This is a genomic window from Kluyvera cryocrescens NBRC 102467, from assembly GCF_001571285.1.
GTDB lineage: Bacteria > Pseudomonadota > Gammaproteobacteria > Enterobacterales > Enterobacteriaceae > Kluyvera > Kluyvera cryocrescens.
Window position 1 is genome coordinate 1 of the sequence record NZ_BCTM01000017.1, and the last position, 16,187, is coordinate 16,187.

Genomic DNA, 16,187 nt, shown 5'->3' on the forward strand with positions numbered 1-16,187 from the left:
TTCTTTAAATAGTGGTGCCCGGACTCGGAATCGAACCAAGGACACGGGGATTTTCAATCCCCTGCTCTACCGACTGAGCTATCCGGGCAACGGGGCGCATTAAACCGTAATCGCCTCGACTCGTCAACGAAATTTATAAAATTTGCGGCGAGTTGCACAATCTATCACCACTTCACGCAGTTAGCACGACTTTTCAGGCAAAAAATGCCGTCCAGGCGGCGGAAATCGGCATCGCCAGCAGCAGGGCGGGCAGCATATTCACTACCGCAAACATTTTGATGCCGCAGATACGTAGGCCGGTTGCCAGCAGCAGCAGGCCGCCAACGGCGGTAAAATCGGCCATCATTGCCGGAGTGGTGAGCGGCAGAATCAAAAAGGCGCAGAATGCCAGTGACAGCTGGATGATTAACATGGGTACGCTGATGGCGCAGACGGCAAAACCCAACGAGCAGGCGAAAATCATCGCGGTAAAGAAATCGAGAAACGACTTGGCAATCAGAATGGTGGGATCGCCGGTCATGCCTTCATGCATTGAACCAAAAATCCCGGTGCCGCTGGCGCAAAACAGCACGATGATGGCGACAAAGCTCTGAATAAAATTTTCGTGCTGACTGCTTTGGCCGGGTTTGAGCATCCGTTTTTGCACCCGGGATACGGCGTTGTTAATGCCTCTTTCCAGGTAGCAAAACTCGCCAATCAGCGCGCCGACCAGGGTGGCTAGCACCATCACCGGCATGTTGGCGCATTTGATCACCAGAAGCAGACCAATACCCAGCGAGGCCAGGCCGAAAATCGAAGTCATGGAAACGCGGATACGTTCCGGTAAACGCTGGCTTAAAAGCGCGCCGAGAAGCCCACCGACCAGCACCGCGCCAGCATTGATAAAAGGTCCAATAACCACATTCACTCCTAATAACTATCGCTGAATCCTGCATTATTATGGACCGATTAATCGGTTCAGTGGCTATTTTCCTTGAGGTAAATGCATAAAGATTTCGTCTTGCACCCTCTGAATAAAGGTGCAATGATTGCGCGAAAATTCTCCTTTCCTGATAGGGGGCAGCCTGCAATGACATTCTTGCCATTACATCGTCAATGCCGCTTCGCTGGTTTGCGAAGGCTCTCCCGTACCCCTGCGCCGTACCTCCCGTTCACCATGCGGTGACGGCAACGCACGCTCACTGCAGGACAACAGTAAGATCAGACCCTGTCTGCTTTTACTGATGTCTGGCGGTCGGAGCTGTAATTCAGCTGCACCCAGACGTTTCGTGGGGCAAAGCCAAACGCTTTGTCCGGGGCTTTCACACTCCCTCAGCGGGTAGTTGCGCTTATGAAATCAATGAATATTGCTGCCAGTCGTGAACTGGTCTCTCGCTTGTCCACCCATCGCAGCGTCGTGGCGCTGGACAGCACCGACTTTACCGATGTCGCAGCAGTCGTCATGACGGTGGCAGATAGCCACAGCGGTATTCTGGCCTTACTCAAACGCACAGGTTTTCATCTGCCGGTGTTTGTCTTGACGGCCGACAATATAGATGCTCCCGAAGGGGTAGATGCCGTCATAAGCGGTAAAGAGCAGGAGTGGCTTGAGCTGGAGACGGCGGCCTGCCGTTACGAAGAGGAGCTCCTGCCGCCGTTCTTCGACACCCTGAGCCAATACGTCGAAATGGGCAACAGCACCTTTGCCTGTCCGGGACATCAGCACGGCGCATTCTTTAAAAAGCACCCCGCAGGGCGCCAGTTCTATGAGTTTTTCGGTGAGAATGTCTTTCGTGCCGACATGTGTAACGCCGACGTTAAGCTAGGTGACCTGCTGATCCACGAAGGCTCGGCCAAGCACGCGCAGAAGTTTGCTGCGAAAGTGTTTAACGCCGACAAAACCTACTTTGTGCTAAACGGCACGTCAGCGGCCAACAAAGTGGTGACCAACGCGCTGCTGACCCGTGGCGATCTGGTGCTGTTTGACCGCAATAACCACAAATCCAACCACCACGGTGCGCTCATTCAGGCTGGGGCGACGCCGGTCTATCTGGAGGCTGCGCGCAACCCGTTCGGTTTTATCGGCGGGATTGATGAACACTGCTTCGATGACGCCTATCTGCGCGAACTCATCCGTGAAGTGGCGCCGCAAAAGGCCGATGCCGCGCGTCCATTCCGGCTGGCGATTATTCAGTTGGGGACTTACGACGGCACCATTTACAACGCGCGTCAGGTGGTGGACAAAATCGGCCACCTGTGTGACTACATTCTGTTTGATTCCGCCTGGGTGGGCTACGAACAGTTTATCGACATGATGGCGGATACCTCGCCGCTGCTGCTGGATCTCAATGAAAACGACCCGGGCATTTTTGTCACTCAATCGGTGCACAAGCAGCAGGCCGGATTCTCGCAGACGTCGCAGATCCATAAAAAAGATAACCATATTCGCGGTCAGGCGCGTTTTTGCCCGCACAAGCGGCTGAACAACGCCTTTATGCTGCACGCCTCAACCAGCCCGTTCTACCCGCTTTTTGCGGCGTTAGATATTAACGCCAAAATTCATGAAGGCGAGAGCGGCCGCCGTCTATGGGCCGAATGCGTGGCATTGGGGATCGAAGCGCGCAAGGCAATCGTGGCGAACTGTAAAATGATCCAGCCGTTTATCCCGCCGATCGTCGACGGTCGCCCGTGGCAGGATCATCCCACTCAAACGATCGCCCGCGAACGCCGTTTCTTTAGCTTTGCGCCGGGCGCGCATTGGCACGGTTTTGACGGCTACGCGCAGGATCAGTATTTTGTCGATCCGTGCAAACTGCTGCTGACCACGCCGGGGATCGATGCCCAAACCGGGCGCTATACCGAATTCGGGATTCCGGCGACTATTCTGGCTCATTATCTGCGTGAGAACGGCATCGTGCCGGAGAAGTGCGATCTCAACTCGATCCTCTTCCTTCTCACCCCGGCCGAAACGCCGGAGAAGCTGGCGCAACTGGTGGCGATGCTGGGTCAGTTTGAACAGCATATTGAAGACGACACGCCGCTGGCGGACGTGCTGCCGACCATTTACAACAAATATCCGGTGCGCTATCGCGACTACACCCTGCGTGAACTGTGCCAGGAGATGCACGATCTGTATGTCAGTTTTGACGTGAAAGATCTGCAAAAAGCGATGTTCCGCAAAGCAAGCCTGCCGGCGGTGGCGATGAATCCGCAGGATGCCAACAGCGAATTTATTCGCGGCAACGTTGAGCTGGTGCGGATTAGCGAAGCGGAAGGGCGTATTGCCGCCGAGGGGGCGCTACCGTATCCGCCCGGCGTGCTGTGCGTCGTACCCGGGGAAGTGTGGGGGGGCGCGGTGCAGCGCTACTTCCTGGCGCTGGAAGAGGGCGTCAACCTGCTGCCCGGCTTCTCGCCGGAGCTTCAGGGGGTGTACAGCGAGAAAGATGCCGACGGCATTATGCGGCTGTTTGGCTATGTGCTGAAGTAGCGGGCGACTTCCCCTCATCCGCTGAGGATGGGGGGATCACGCGGCGCTGCGGCGATACATCCTGCGCGGGTGACCAATCTTGCCGTACAGCATCTCGACGCTGAGAAACCCGGCTTCCACGCAGTGTTCCAGATAGCGCCGGGTGGTGGTCTTACTCAACCCGGTTTCACTGACCACTTCATCCACCGAAAAACAGTGCGTGACCCGATCGTTAAACAGCTTCTGCACCCGCGCGAGGGTGTTTTCTTCAATTCCTTTACTGCCGTTGTCCTGGCGATAGTTTTTCGCCTGTAGCTGATAGAGTGAATCGACGTTCTGCTGATCGACAATCTTCCACACCCGCTGCTGCTCAGCAAATTGCACGAAGCGCTCCAGAGACTGACTAAGACGTTTCCACGACACCGGTTTAAGAATGTAATCAAACGCGCCGTTACGAATGGCCTGACTACAGGTGTCCATGTCGCTGGCTGCGGTGATAAAAATGACCGAGCAGTTGGCGCGCAGCAGCATCGGATTGCTGATGAGGGTAATGCCCTTACCGTCCGGCAAGTAGTTATCCAAAAGCATCAGCTGCGGTTGCTTGCTCTCAAGCTGCTCTTGCGCCTCGGCCAGCGAAGCGGCAATGCCTACCAGCCGCAGGCGAGGGTGCTTACTGATAAGTTCCGCGTGCAGCTCGGCCAGTTCATTCTCATCTTCCACGATAAGCACATCAATAAGTTCATGTTGCATAGTCGGTCTCTTCCAGTTCCTGTGTGGTACACCGGGCGTTTCCCGTGGCGGGGATAAACAGCGAGAAAATGGTGCCATGCGGGGTGTTATCGGCCACTTCGATAAGACCGCCAGCCTGCGTCACATAGCTTTCGATCAAATAAAGCCCGATCCCATGATCGCCCTGGGTTTTGGTGGTCACACCGCGTTCAAAGATTCGTTCACGGATCTCCGCGTTAATGCCGATTCCCTGATCGGCCACTTCAATGATCAGCTCTCTTTCGTTAAGCAGGATCAGCACCTCCACCGGTTCATGCGGTAGCGGCGCACGCTGCGTGGCTTCAATGGCGTTATCCAGCAGGTTGCCAATAATCGAAATGACCTCGGATTCCGCCAGCGGCGTAAACGGCTCTTTCATTGAGCAACCGGGATCGAAGCGAAGCGCCACGCCTTTCTCGCGGGCGCGGGCCGCTTTCCCCAGCAACAGGCCACACAGCGTTGGGGAGCTAAAGCGTGAGGAGATAAAGTCCAGCAGCTCTTGCGCATGCTCCGACTGGGCCTGGATATAGCGAATTGCCTCATCGTAGCGCCCCATGTGCAGCAAGCCGGAAAGCGTGGTCATACGGTTCAACTGCTCATGGCGCATGATGCGCAGGTTGTCGGCGTAGCGTTTAACCTGGCTTAGCTGGGCGCTGAGCGAGTCAATTTCGTTGCGATCGCGAAAGGTGATCACCCAGCCCTGCAGGGAATCTTCCAGCATGATCCGCACGCGGCTGGCGATCACCGTCAGATCGTTAAAGCGGCAAATCTCATCATGGTTATCCTGTCGAAGCATGGTTTCGCGAGAGAAAAAGGGGACCGGGGCAATGACCTCGTCAATCAACTGACCGCGCAGCTCGCGTGCCGGCAAGCTGAGCCCGAGCAGCGTTCTTGCCGCCTGGTTTATCACTTCAATACGGAGATTATCGTCAATGGCGATGACCCCTTCGTAGATCGACTCCATCATCGCTTTTTGCTGGCGCACCAGCAGACCAATCTCGCGCGGTTCGAGTGAGAAAATCTGTTTTTTAATACTGCGGGTGAAAAACCACGAGAAGATGAACAGCGCGATCAGCAAAAGCACCGCGGCAATCAGGATGTTGACTACTTTGCTGACGGTAATGGTATCAAGATAGCTGGTCAGATAGCCTACCGAGACAATGCCCACTACCTGTCCGTGGTCGTTGAATATGGGGGCTTTGCTGCGCAGAGAAATGCCCAGCCCCCCCTGGCGAATGGTGGTGGTGCTCTTACCTTGCAGCACCTCAGCGTTATCTCCCCCGACCAGCGTTTTGCCTACCCTGTCGTCAAACACCGAATGATACAAATGCAGGCCCTTATTATCGCCAATCACGATAAAGCTGGCATCGCTGCGGGCGGCTAATTTCTGCATGAAATCATGGATCGCGGGGATATTTTTATCCGCCACCTGTTTACGCAAGCTGGGGATGATGGCTATTTCCTCGGCCTGTATTTTTGCTCGGCCACTCATCTCCTGATATAGCTGTTTGCCGACGTCGATATAATAATAGCTACCCAGCAATGCAAACAGCATTGAGAAAAAGACAACCAGCGAAATAAACAGTTTTATTTGAAATGATACTTTCATTACTCTCACGCAGGGCTGCAACGGAAGGTGCAATATATCATCTTTTTTACCCCGGGCTGCTGGTTTGCCGGAAACTTGTGATCCCTTGCACAGCAAGGGGTGAAAAGAGATTTTTCTGAAAAAGGAGTTCAATTAAGGCTAAATTAATAAATGTTATTTATTTGTTCGGTTTAGAAAAGAAACCATAAAAACCACGCTTATAAATAAGGCGTTAGTCACATTAAAATAAAGAAACCATTAAAACCATAGATGCCATTAAAACTTCGGTTTTAATATGCTTTCACTCACATAAAGTAAGCCTTTAGACCCTTAAGCTAAAACTACAAAATAACTAGAGGGCTTCAATATGAGCACGACTGATGATTCATTCTCTGTAACCCATGAACCGATCGAAATTCAACGTCCGGCACTCAAAGAGCGCTGGTGGCATATTATGGATACATGGAAAGTCGGTATTATTCCTCTGCCGCTGTTTGTGTTAGCCGGAGCGCTGATTGCCATCGATTGTCTGGGCGGTAAGCTGCCGAGCGATATCGTGGTGATGGTGGCGACGCTGGCATTTTTTGGTTTTGCCTGCGGCGAATTCGGTAAGCGTCTGCCTATCGTTGGCAAGCTGGGTGCGGCGGCCATCTGCGCTACCTTTATCCCATCCGCGATGGTCTATTACGGCCTACTGCCGGACGTTGTCGTCGAGTCGACCACCAAGTTCTACAAATCGACCAACATTCTCTACCTCTACATCTGCTGCATCATCGTCGGCAGCATCATGAGCATGAACCGCACCGTACTGATTCAGGGTTTCCTGCGCATCTTCTTCCCGATGCTGTGCGGTGAAATCGTCGGCATGATTGTCGGGATGGGCGTCGGGATGGCGCTGGGCCTTGAACCGTTCCAGATCTTCTTCTTTATCATTCTGCCGATCATGGCGGGTGGCGTGGGTGAGGGGGCGATCCCGCTGTCGATCGGCTATGCCACCATATTGCACATGGATCAGGGCGTTGCGCTGGGTCGCGTACTGCCGATGGTCATGCTCGGGGGCCTTACCGCCATCATTATTTCCGGCTGCCTGAACCAGCTCGGCAAGCGTTTCCCACACCTGACCGGTGAAGGCCAACTGATGCCAAACCGCGGCAACGCGGATACCCAATCTTCGCAGCCTGCGTTCTCCGGCAAAACCGATGTGACTACAATTGCTTCCGGCGCGCTGCTGGCGGTGCTGCTGTACATGATAGGGATGCTGGGTCACAAGCTGATTGGCCTGCCTGCACCGGTTGGCATGCTGTTTGTGGCGGTACTGGTGAAACTGTGCAACGGTGCCTCTCCCCGTCTGCTCGAAGGCTCGCAGGTGGTTTACAAATTCTTCCAGACCTCGGTGACCTACCCGATTCTGTTCGCCGTCGGTGTGGCTATCACCCCATGGCAGGAGCTGGTTAACGCCTTCACCCTCAGCAACCTGCTGGTGATCGTCAGCACCGTTTCTGCACTGGTCGCCACGGGCTTCTTTGTCGGTAAAAAAATCGGCATGCACCCGATTGATGTCGCCATCGTCTCCTGCTGCCAGAGCGGCCAGGGCGGTACCGGTGACGTGGCGATTCTGACCGCTGGCAACCGTATGAGCCTGATGCCGTTTGCGCAGATTGCGACCCGTATTGGTGGCGCAATCAACGTCTCCATCTCGCTGCTGGTACTGGGCAACTTCCTTGTTTAAACATGGTATTCAGGATTAACAATGAAACTCGCAAGCTTTATCTATCAGGGCGTTCGCAGCTACGGCATCGTGAATGCGCAAGGGATGATTGATTTAGGTCGCCGACTTGGCGATCGCTACAGCGACCTTAAGGCGCTGTTACAGGGCAACGGGCTGGCGGATGCCACCCGCTATCTGCATGACGCAGTCGATGTGCCAATGGACGCGGTGACCTTTTTACCGGTGATTGAGCACCCGGAAAAGATCCTCTGCGTGGGCATGAACTACGCCGAAAAACGCAAAGAGTTTGACCAGCATAATCCGGCACCGACGCTGTTTGTTCGTTTTCCTGATTCGCAAACGGCGCATAACGCACCGGTGCTCAAACCGCGCCACTCCCGTGAATTTGACTATGAAGGCGAGCTGGCGGTGATTATCGGTAGAGGCGGCGAGAATATCAGCCGCGAAGAGGCGTTGAGCCACGTGGCAGGCTATAGCTGCTACATGGACGGCTCGGCCCGCGACTGGCAGCACACCTGGTTTACCGCTGGGAAAAACTGGCGCCAGACCGGGGCGTTCGGCCCATGGATGACGACCGCCGATGAAATTCCTGACCCACATCAACTGGCTATCCGCACGTGGCTCAACGGGCGCATGGTGCAGGACGACAATACCAGCAGCATGATCCACAAAGTGGCGGAGCTGATTGAGTACATCAGCACCTTCACCTGCCTAAGCCCAGGTGATGTGATCATCACCTGCTCTCCTGGCGGTGTCGGTAAAAAACGGAATCCGCCGCTGTTTATGCAGGAAGGTGATCGTATCGAAGTGGAGATTGAGCACATCGGCCATCTCAGCAACATCATCATGGAAGCGCCAGCGAACACGCTGACGGCAGCGCACTAAGTAAGGCGGCACGATGCATACGCAACTCCCAATCGACTTTCGGGTCACCCTCGTAGCGAAACACCCGGAACGGCTCGCGCAGATTCGTTCGCTGCTGGTGGATAGCGGGCTGGGGATGGACAGCGATATCACGCTGTTTATCGAAGCCTGGGCCGATACGGCGCTGGTGGGATGCGCGGGGCTGGCGGCTAACGTCATTAAATGCGTGGCGGTGGATGAGCGTCTGCGCGGCGCCAATCTGAGCGCGCGGCTGCTGGCTGAAGTGGAAAACGTCGCGCTGGCGCGCGGCGATTTCCACCTCTTTCTTTGCACCCGTCCTTGCAACAAAGAACGTTTTGGCCGCAGTGGTTTCTGGCCCATTGCGCAAAGCGGGAATAATGCGGTGCTGATGGAAAACACCCCGCAGGGTATCGAGCGCTATTGCCGTTCGCTGCGTCAGAAACGCCAGCCGGGTGACAAAGTGGGAGGCATCGTGATGAATGCCAACCCGTTCACCCTCGGCCACCGTCATCTGGTGGAGCAGGCCGCAAGCCAATGCGATTGGCTGCACCTGTTCGTGGTGCGTGAAGACGCCTCGTTCTTCCCCTTTTGCGCACGGCTGGAGATGGTCCGCGCAGGCGTCGCGCATCTGCGCAATGTCACCGTGCATGAAGGCTCACAGTACATCATTTCCCGCGCCACCTTTCCGGCCTATTTCCTCAAAGAGTCGGGCAAGGTACAGCAGGCGTGGAGCGAAATCGATGTGCTGATCTTCCGCAATTACATCGCGCCGGCGCTGGGCATTACCCACCGTTTTATCGGTTCAGAACCGTTTTGCGCCGTCACCCATCAGTACAACCAGACGCTACACGCGCTGCTGGCCGGGAGCGTGACGGTGGTGGAAATCCCGCGCATCAAAATGATGGGCAGCGCCATTTCCGCATCGGAAGTGCGGCGCTTACTCAAAACGCAGCAGTTTTCTCGTATTCGGGACATCGTCCCGGAATCAACTTTCGCGCATCTCGAAATGCATTACAGCGCGGAAGTCGCATAACTATCAGGACATTATCATGAAAATTGTAAGGGAGGCGCTGGCCGGAACGCAGGAGTCCAGCGACCTGATGGTGAAAATCGCCCCCGCCGACGGCGAGCTGGAGATTGTCATCCACAGTGAAGTGATCAAGCAGTTTGGCGAGCAAATCCTCCGCGTGGTGGAAGAGACTTTACAGGCGATGGCCGTGCATCAGGGGCTGATTATCGTCGAAGACAAAGGCGCACTGGACTGCGTCATTCGCGCCCGCCTGCAAAGCGCGGTTCTGCGCGCAGCCGACGCGCAGCAGATAACGTGGGAGGCGCTGCAATGAGTACACTTCGCCGCAGTATGCTGTTCCTGCCGGGGGCCAACGCCGCCATGCTGTCTACCGCGTTTATCTATCGCCCGGACTCGATCATGTTCGATTTAGAAGACGCCGTCGCCTTGCGTGAAAAAGACAGCGCCCGCCTGCTGGTGTTCCACGCATTACAGCACCCGATGTATCAGGACATTGAAACCGTTGTCCGTATTAATCCGCTGAACACGCCGTTTGGGCTGTTGGATCTGGAAGCCGCGGTGCGCGGCGGCGTTGATGTTATCCGCTTGCCGAAAACCGACACCCCGGAAGATATCGACGAACTGGAAGGGCATCTCGAACGCATTGAGCGGGAGTGTGGCCGCGAAGTGGGCTCTACCCGCGTGATGGCGGCCATTGAATCGGCGATTGGCGTCATTAACGCCGTGGCGATAGCCCGCCGCTCGCCGCGTCTCATAGGGATAGCGCTGGCTGCGTTTGACTATGTGATGGATATGCAGACCGAGCGCGGTGACGGCACCGAGCTGTTTTACGCGCGCTGTGCGGTACTGCACGCAGCTCGTGCGGCCGGTATCGACGCCTTCGACGTGGTGTGGTCAGACGTCAATGACGAAGCTGGATTCCTGCGCGAAGTGGAATTGATCCGCAAGATGGGCTTCAACGGCAAATCGCTGATTAATCCGCGCCAGATTGACCTGCTCCACAATGCCTATGCGCCAACGCAACAGGAAGTCGACCACGCCCAGCGGGTGATTGAAGCGGCGGAAGAGGGCGCGCGCATTGGGCTGGGCGTGGTGTCGCTCAACGGGAAAATGGTCGATGCGCCAATCATTGACCACGCGCAAAGGGTACTCGAACGTGCGGCGGCTTCTGGCGTGCGTCGTTAAGGATAAAGCAATGAATCAGACAGAACTTCTTCACCTGAATTTTCCCCATTTGCGGGAGCTCAAACCGTTTAACTCCGCCCATCACGCTACGCCGTGGCTGGCTGATAGGGACACGAAATACCATCGCAAGCTGTGCGAGTCGGTCGAGCAGGCGGTGGAACGATGCGGGCTTAAAGATGGCATGACCATTTCGTTTCACCATGCGTTTCGCGAAGGCGACCGGGTGATCAACGGCGTGGTGGCGAAGCTTGCACAGATGGGATTCAAGAATTTGACCCTCGCGTCCAGCTCGCTAATGACCTGTAACGATGCGCTGATTGAGCATATCGAGAACGGCGTGATTAGCCGTATCTATACGTCCGGTATGCGCGGCAAACTGGCGGATGCGATCTCCCACGGGCTGATGGATGAGCCGGTGCAAATTCACTCCCACGGCGGCCGCGTGAAGCTGCTCCAGGACGGCGAGCTGACTATTGACGTGGCTTTCCTGGGGGTTCCGTGTAGCGATGAGTTTGGCAATGCGAACGGTACGCACGGTAAGTCCTGCTGTGGTTCGCTGGGCTACGCGATGGTCGATGCCCATTTTGCTCATAAAGTGGTGCTGCTGACCGAAGAACTGGTGCCGTTCCCCAATATGCCCGCCAGCCTGGTTCAGGATCAGGTGGACTACATTGTGCAGGTTGAGAGCGTGGGCGATCCGGCAAAAATTAGCGTCGGTGCGGCGCGCGTCACCAGCAATCCGCGTGAGCTGATGATTGCTCGCTATGCGGCGGATGTGATTGAACACTCGGGTTACTTCGTGCCCGGTTTCTCAATGCAGACCGGCTCCGGTGCGGCGGCAACCGCCTGTACGCGCTTTATGGAAGAGAAGATGGAGCGCAGCGGAGTGACGGCAAGCTTCGCGCTGGGAGGTATCACCGGCGGTCTGGTGGATCTGCATGAAAAAGGGTTGATTGGCAAACTGCTTGATACCCAGTGCTTTGATGGCCAGGCGGCGGCTTCACTGGCGCGTAACCCGAACCACGTCGAGATTTCCACCAACGTCTACGCCAACCCAGGGAGCAAAGCGGCGAGCTGCGATCGGCTTGACGTGGTGATCCTCAGCGCGCTGGAAATTGATGTTGATTTTAACGTTAACGTGATTACCGGTTCCGACGGTGTGATGCGCGGCGCATCCGGCGGTCACTGTGACGTGGCCGCTGCCGCTAACCTGACCATCGTGGTTGCGCCGCTGCTGCGTAGCCGTATTCCCACGGTGGTGAAGCGCGTGACCACGCGCCTGACGCCGGGAGAAAGCATCGATGTGCTGGTGACTGACCATGGGATCGCGGTTAATCCGGCACGCCCGGAAATTCGCCAGCGGTTGGTTGAGGCGGGGCTGAAAATTGTCGATATCGAAGCGCTGTATGCGCGCGCGGTTTCGCTGACCGGCATGCCTAAACCGATTGAGTTCACCGATAAGATCGTCGGTGTGATCCGCTACCGCGATGGCAGCGTGATTGACACCGTTCGTCAGGTGAAGGAGTAATTCGATGACGACAATGACACCCGTGAAAATGGGTGTCAGCCTTGATGCGCTGCTGGCGGCGAAAGAGAGCCGCGCTGCGCGTCAGGCTGACTGGTTAACCCATTACCAACAGCCGGTTATTTCACTCACCCTGGTGACCCCGGGGGCGGTGAAAAACAGCCCGCGCTATCGCAACACGATGGGCGTGGCGCTGCAAATGTGCGATCAGATGCTGTGGCAAAACGGCTGGTCGGTACTCGACCGTCAGGTCTTGTGGCTGCCGACCGGGCCGGAAGCCATGTGGTGTGTGGCGCATCAGGCGCCGGAGATAAAGGCGCACTGTGCGGCGCTTGAGCAAACGCATCCGCTGGGGCGGCTGTGGGATCTGGATGTGATTTGCCCACAGTCAGGTCACGTTGGACGGTTATCCCTGGGGCGGCATCTGCGGCGCTGCCTGATTTGCGATGAGCCAGCGCACGCGTGTTCTCGCTCGCGTAAACATCCGGTTGATGAGGTCGTGGCCTGCGTGGAGAAGATGATTGATGACTGGTTCCATCGCGATTAACCCCCGCCCGGTTGATGTCGCTGCTTTGGCGGAAGATGCGCTATGGCAGGAGCTGGAGTTGACGCCAAAGCCGGGGCTGGTCGACAGGCTCAACAATGGCGCCCATCGGGATATGGACCACGCGCTGTTCGTGCGCAGCATTCAGGCAATTAGCCCGTGGTTTCGACGATTCGCCGAACTGGGTGAGAGCCACGCCCATTTGCCGGTAAACCAGCAGCTACGGCTTATCCGCCCGATGGGCATCGCCTGTGAACAGGCCATGTACCGGGCAACCAACGGCGTGAATACGCATAAAGGCGGCATCTTTGCGCTGGGGCTCTTGTGCTTTGCCGCCGGACGGTTGGGCGAGGTGAGCCAGGCCAGCTTGTGCCATGAAGTCAGCGCTATCTGCGATGGGCTGGTGGCGCGTGAATTAGCGGTTCGTGGTTCACAGGCTACCGCCGGAGAGCGTCAGTTTCACCAGTTTGGCCTGACCGGTGCGCGTGGGGAAGCGGAGAGCGGCTTTGCCACGGTACGGCGAGTGCTGCCCGGCTGGAATCGCCGTAGCCTGCATACGCTGTTGCTGAGTTTAATGGCGGTGAATCCGGACAGTAACCTGGTATCGCGTGGCGGTTTGAACGGGCTGCACTATGTGCAGGGATACGCCCAGCAGTTATTGGATCGGGGCTGGGATAAGCAGGATTTAATCAAAATGGATCAGGCGCTGATTGCGCGAAATTTAAGTCCAGGAGGCAGTGCGGATTTACTGTCGGTGGGATGGGTGCTGTCGGCCGTTACTCCTTAACCCTACCCCCTCTCCCCGTGGGGGAGAGGGAACGGTCAGGTGCGTTTTTTAACTGCGGCGTGTGGATTCTATTCTCCCTCTCCCCAGTGGGGAGAGGGTTGGGGTGAGGGGGCGGCACCTTAGTGCGCGACCGGTACCGCACCTGGAGCCACACGCTCGTGTTTGTATTTGAACAGACCCACGAACGCCACGGCCAGAACCAGCGAATAGCCGGCGAAAATCAGCCACACGCTCTGCCAGTCGGTGATGCCGTCAACGGTATACATTTCAACCACTTTCCCGCTGGCCATACCGCCGAGGATGCAGCCAAAGCCGTTGGTCATCATCAGGAACATACCCTGCGCACTGGCGCGGATTTCTGGTTTAACTTCTTTCTCCACGAACACCGAACCGGAGATGTTGAAGAAGTCGAAAGCGCATCCGTAGACAATCATCGACAGCACCAGCAGGACGGTACCGAAGGCTGACGGGTCGCCGTAAGCGAACAGACCAAAGCGCAGCATCCACGCGAAAATACTAATCAGCATCACATTCTTAATGCCATAGCGGCTCAGGAAGAACGGGATGGTCAGAATGAACAGCGTTTCGGAGATTTGTGAAATCGACATCATCACCGAGGCATGCTGCACGATAAAGCTGGTGGCAAACAGTGGGTCTTTATCGAAGCTGTGCAGGAAGGTGTTGCCGAACATATTGGTGATCTGCAGCTCTGCGCCCAGCAGCATGGAGAAGATGAAGAAAATCGCCATGCGCTTATTTTTAAACAGTGCAAAAGCATCCAGGCCCAGCATGCTGCTCCAGCTCTGTTTTGCCTGCTGATTGGAGACCGGAATGTGCGGCAGCGTCAGCGTGAACAGCGCCAGCACCACGGAGAGCGCAGCACCAATATAGAGCTGCATATGGCTCAGTTCGAAGCCGGCAAAGCTCACCGCCCACATCGCCAGAATAAAGCCGATGGTGCCCCAAATACGGATAGGCGGGAAGTCGGTCACGATATCCAGGCCGGCTGATTTCAGGCGGTAGTAGGAGATCGTGTTAATCAGGCCGAGGGTTGGCATGTAGGCCAATGAATTCAGCAGGATAACCATAAACATGGCGCTTGGCGTGGTCACTTCGGCAGCCATAAATAGCGTACCGGCGCCAACCAGATGACAGATGGCGTAGACCCATTTGGCGCTGACCCACTTATCCGCGACGATGCCGAGAAGCGTCGGCATAAAGACCGCGGCAATCCCCAGAGAGCTGTATACCGCCCCGATAGACGCCCCGTCAAACTTCAGCGTCACAAACATGTACGAACCCAGCGTTGTCAGCCAGCTCCCCCAAAGGCAGAACTGCAGAAACGACAGTATCTTAAGCTGCAGCTTTAAATTCATGTTGTTTTCCTCACAAGAATGGCGAGATTATGTTTTTTTAATAACATTAAGAGGTGGTGTTTGTGTCGATTCTAGCAATGGAGAGGGGCGGGCATTGTTAAGCGCCGCATAAAATTGCAATTATTCTTTCTTTGCACAACGAATTAGTGACAAACGTAACATTTTTGCGCGGAAAATGATGGGGAAGACCATCTTCCCCTCCGGCAAGCCGGCGGTGAGATGGTCTGCTATGTGACAATTGTTACTTGCGGCGATAGCCTTTCTGGGCGGAATTCACCTTGTAGAGATAGCGGCGTGATTCTGCGGACGGGTGCCGCGTAGTCAGCGTCTGGTAGACATCGCCCGGCGCCATGCTGTTGATGATATTTGCCGCCTGCACCTTATCGTTAGAGAAGACGCGCAGCACGCTGCCCGCACCACCGTTATAGGCGGTGATCACCGCGTATCGACGTGACGTTGGGTTATTGATACCACCCAGATAAATATTGTTCAAAATGGCCAGATAGGCCGTACCGGTATCGATATTGCTGGCCGGATCGAACAGGAAACTGCGGCTTGGCGTGCCGGATTTGCCCTGCGAGCGGAAAACATCTTTCCCGGCGGTATGCTGGACGACCTGCATCAGCCCCATGGCGTCAGATCGACTGACCGCATACGGGTTGAAGGAGGATTCGGTCTGCATAATCGCCAGAATCAGTGATTCATCAATCCCATATTTACGCGACGCCTGGCGTACCATGCCCAAATATTTATGCGCACGCTTATCGAGGTGGTTCGGCACCAGATTGATGGTCACGCTATAGATAATGTGCAGGCCGCTGCTGCGTTTTTTCAGCCGCGTTTGCAGGAGATAGTCGGCAAAGCGCTCGGCGCGCCACTGCCAGCGAATGGCTTCGCCGTTGTTATCAACGACCTGGCCATAGAGGAACGGCTCTTTGGAGATCTGGATATCGTCGGCATCGGAGTAAAGGTCAACTGAACCCGGATCGTCACCCATCAGCAGCGTGGTGATAATGGCCTGCCGTAGACGTGCGGCGGGGTCAGTACCGGCGATGGTTTCAACGGTAATGGTACCGTCGTCGAAGTTGATGTGACTACGGGTCTGATAGCCGTCGGTATACTTGACGTAGTCTTTCGGGCCGGCTATCAGGACCTCGTTAAAACCCCAAATGTTTTCAATGTTATGGGCGAACTGCCCCATTAATATATCAAAACCGTTGGTGTCTTTTACCCACGCCTCGTTATAGGCATCGCCCTTTTTATTCGAGGAACAGGACACAAGCAGCGGCGCAATCAACGCCAGAGCAAATAGTTTTTTCATCATT

The 16,187-nt window shown here is 55.7% G+C and carries 14 protein-coding genes and 1 tRNA gene; 9 read left to right on the forward strand and 6 right to left on the reverse strand.

Going from position 1 to position 16,187, the window contains the following annotated elements:
- Nucleotides 1-12 precede the first annotated feature (12 nt).
- Nucleotides 13-88, reverse strand: a tRNA-Phe gene (locus KCR01S_RS13310).
- A 105-nt stretch (nt 89-193) separates the two neighbouring features.
- Nucleotides 194-901 carry a DUF554 domain-containing protein gene (locus tag KCR01S_RS13315; RefSeq protein ID WP_061283314.1) on the reverse strand — a complete coding sequence of 236 codons (708 nt, stop codon included), beginning with the start codon at nt 899-901 and terminating at the stop codon, nt 194-196.
- Between the two features lie 429 nt (nt 902-1,330).
- Here KCR01S_RS13315 and KCR01S_RS13320 point away from each other — a divergent pair, with 429 nt between their 5' ends.
- Entirely contained in the window at nt 1,331-3,466 is a 2,136-nt protein-coding gene (locus tag KCR01S_RS13320; RefSeq protein WP_061283207.1) for an ornithine decarboxylase, read from the forward strand.
- Nucleotides 3,467-3,502: 36 nt separating this feature from the next.
- Here the strand turns inward: KCR01S_RS13320 and KCR01S_RS13325 are convergent, their stop codons facing one another.
- Both KCR01S_RS13325 and KCR01S_RS13330 read right to left on the reverse strand, forming a co-directional pair.
- Entirely contained in the window at nt 3,503-4,195 is a 693-nt protein-coding gene (locus tag KCR01S_RS13325; protein ID WP_061283208.1) for a response regulator, read from the reverse strand.
- Nucleotides 4,185-5,822, reverse strand: a complete 1,638-nt coding sequence (locus tag KCR01S_RS13330) for an ATP-binding protein (RefSeq protein WP_061283209.1) — start codon at nt 5,820-5,822, stop codon at nt 4,185-4,187. Before KCR01S_RS13330 ends, KCR01S_RS13325 begins: the two co-directional genes overlap by 11 nt.
- Nucleotides 5,823-6,168: 346 nt before the next feature.
- Here KCR01S_RS13330 and KCR01S_RS13335 point away from each other — a divergent pair, with 346 nt between their 5' ends.
- Genes KCR01S_RS13335 through citG form a run of 8 tightly spaced genes read left to right on the forward strand, consistent with a single transcriptional unit; the run spans nt 6,169 to nt 13,486 of the window.
- Nucleotides 6,169-7,530, forward strand: a complete 1,362-nt coding sequence (locus KCR01S_RS13335) for a 2-hydroxycarboxylate transporter family protein (RefSeq protein WP_061283210.1) — start codon at nt 6,169-6,171, stop codon at nt 7,528-7,530.
- A 21-nt stretch (nt 7,531-7,551) separates the two neighbouring features.
- Nucleotides 7,552-8,415: a fumarylacetoacetate hydrolase family protein gene (locus KCR01S_RS13340; RefSeq protein WP_061283211.1), complete on the forward strand. Its 864-nt coding sequence runs from the start codon at nt 7,552-7,554 to the stop codon at nt 8,413-8,415.
- A 13-nt stretch (nt 8,416-8,428) separates the two neighbouring features.
- Nucleotides 8,429-9,448 carry a [citrate (pro-3S)-lyase] ligase gene (gene citC / locus KCR01S_RS13345; protein ID WP_061283212.1) on the forward strand — a complete coding sequence of 340 codons (1,020 nt, stop codon included), beginning with the start codon at nt 8,429-8,431 and terminating at the stop codon, nt 9,446-9,448.
- A 16-nt stretch (nt 9,449-9,464) separates the two neighbouring features.
- Nucleotides 9,465-9,758, forward strand: a complete 294-nt coding sequence (citD, locus tag KCR01S_RS13350; protein ID WP_061283213.1) for a citrate lyase acyl carrier protein — start codon at nt 9,465-9,467, stop codon at nt 9,756-9,758.
- Nucleotides 9,755-10,630 (forward strand): citrate (pro-3S)-lyase subunit beta, encoded by an 876-nt coding sequence (gene citE / locus KCR01S_RS13355; RefSeq protein ID WP_061283214.1) that lies wholly within the window; start codon nt 9,755-9,757, stop codon nt 10,628-10,630. The genes citD and citE overlap by 4 nt, the downstream gene beginning before the upstream one ends.
- A 10-nt stretch (nt 10,631-10,640) precedes the next feature.
- Complete coding sequence (citF, locus tag KCR01S_RS13360) at nt 10,641-12,158, forward strand: citrate lyase subunit alpha (RefSeq protein WP_061283215.1); 1,518 nt, start codon at nt 10,641-10,643, stop codon at nt 12,156-12,158.
- 4 nt (nt 12,159-12,162) lie between these two features.
- Nucleotides 12,163-12,702, forward strand: a complete 540-nt coding sequence (gene citX, locus KCR01S_RS13365) for a citrate lyase holo-[acyl-carrier protein] synthase (protein WP_061283216.1) — start codon at nt 12,163-12,165, stop codon at nt 12,700-12,702.
- A complete protein-coding gene (citG, locus tag KCR01S_RS13370; protein WP_061283217.1) occupies nt 12,680-13,486 on the forward strand; it encodes a triphosphoribosyl-dephospho-CoA synthase CitG in 807 nt (268 codons plus the stop codon). Before citX ends, citG begins: the two co-directional genes overlap by 23 nt.
- 119 nt (nt 13,487-13,605) lie before the next feature.
- Here citG and KCR01S_RS13375 read toward each other — a convergent pair whose 3' ends face one another.
- Both KCR01S_RS13375 and mltC read right to left on the reverse strand, forming a co-directional pair.
- On the reverse strand, nt 13,606-14,862 hold the full coding sequence (locus KCR01S_RS13375) for a nucleoside permease (RefSeq protein ID WP_061283218.1): 1,257 nt from the start codon (nt 14,860-14,862) through the stop codon (nt 13,606-13,608).
- Between the two features lie 241 nt (nt 14,863-15,103).
- A complete protein-coding gene (gene mltC / locus KCR01S_RS13380; RefSeq protein ID WP_072277148.1) occupies nt 15,104-16,186 on the reverse strand; it encodes a membrane-bound lytic murein transglycosylase MltC in 1,083 nt (360 codons plus the stop codon).
- Nucleotide 16,187 lies beyond the last annotated feature (1 nt).

Bases quoted from the DNA above. Each gene is read 5' to 3' on its own strand.
- KCR01S_RS13375 (WP_061283218.1), bottom strand. From the start codon at position 14,862: ATGAATTTAAAGCTGCAGCTTAAGATACTGTCGTTTCTGCAGTTCTGC.
- KCR01S_RS13340 (WP_061283211.1), top strand. From the start codon at position 7,552: ATGAAACTCGCAAGCTTTATCTATCAGGGCGTTCGCAGCTACGGCATC.
- KCR01S_RS13335 (WP_061283210.1), top strand. From the start codon at position 6,169: ATGAGCACGACTGATGATTCATTCTCTGTAACCCATGAACCGATCGAA.
- citC (WP_061283212.1), top strand. From the start codon at position 8,429: ATGCATACGCAACTCCCAATCGACTTTCGGGTCACCCTCGTAGCGAAA.
- KCR01S_RS13320 (WP_061283207.1), top strand. From the start codon at position 1,331: ATGAAATCAATGAATATTGCTGCCAGTCGTGAACTGGTCTCTCGCTTG.
- mltC (WP_072277148.1), bottom strand. From the start codon at position 16,186: ATGATGAAAAAACTATTTGCTCTGGCGTTGATTGCGCCGCTGCTTGTG.
- citE (WP_061283214.1), top strand. From the start codon at position 9,755: ATGAGTACACTTCGCCGCAGTATGCTGTTCCTGCCGGGGGCCAACGCC.
- citD (WP_061283213.1), top strand. From the start codon at position 9,465: ATGAAAATTGTAAGGGAGGCGCTGGCCGGAACGCAGGAGTCCAGCGAC.
- citX (WP_061283216.1), top strand. From the start codon at position 12,163: ATGACGACAATGACACCCGTGAAAATGGGTGTCAGCCTTGATGCGCTG.
- KCR01S_RS13325 (WP_061283208.1), bottom strand. From the start codon at position 4,195: ATGCAACATGAACTTATTGATGTGCTTATCGTGGAAGATGAGAATGAA.
- KCR01S_RS13330 (WP_061283209.1), bottom strand. From the start codon at position 5,822: ATGAAAGTATCATTTCAAATAAAACTGTTTATTTCGCTGGTTGTCTTT.
- citF (WP_061283215.1), top strand. From the start codon at position 10,641: ATGAATCAGACAGAACTTCTTCACCTGAATTTTCCCCATTTGCGGGAG.
- citG (WP_061283217.1), top strand. From the start codon at position 12,680: ATGACTGGTTCCATCGCGATTAACCCCCGCCCGGTTGATGTCGCTGCT.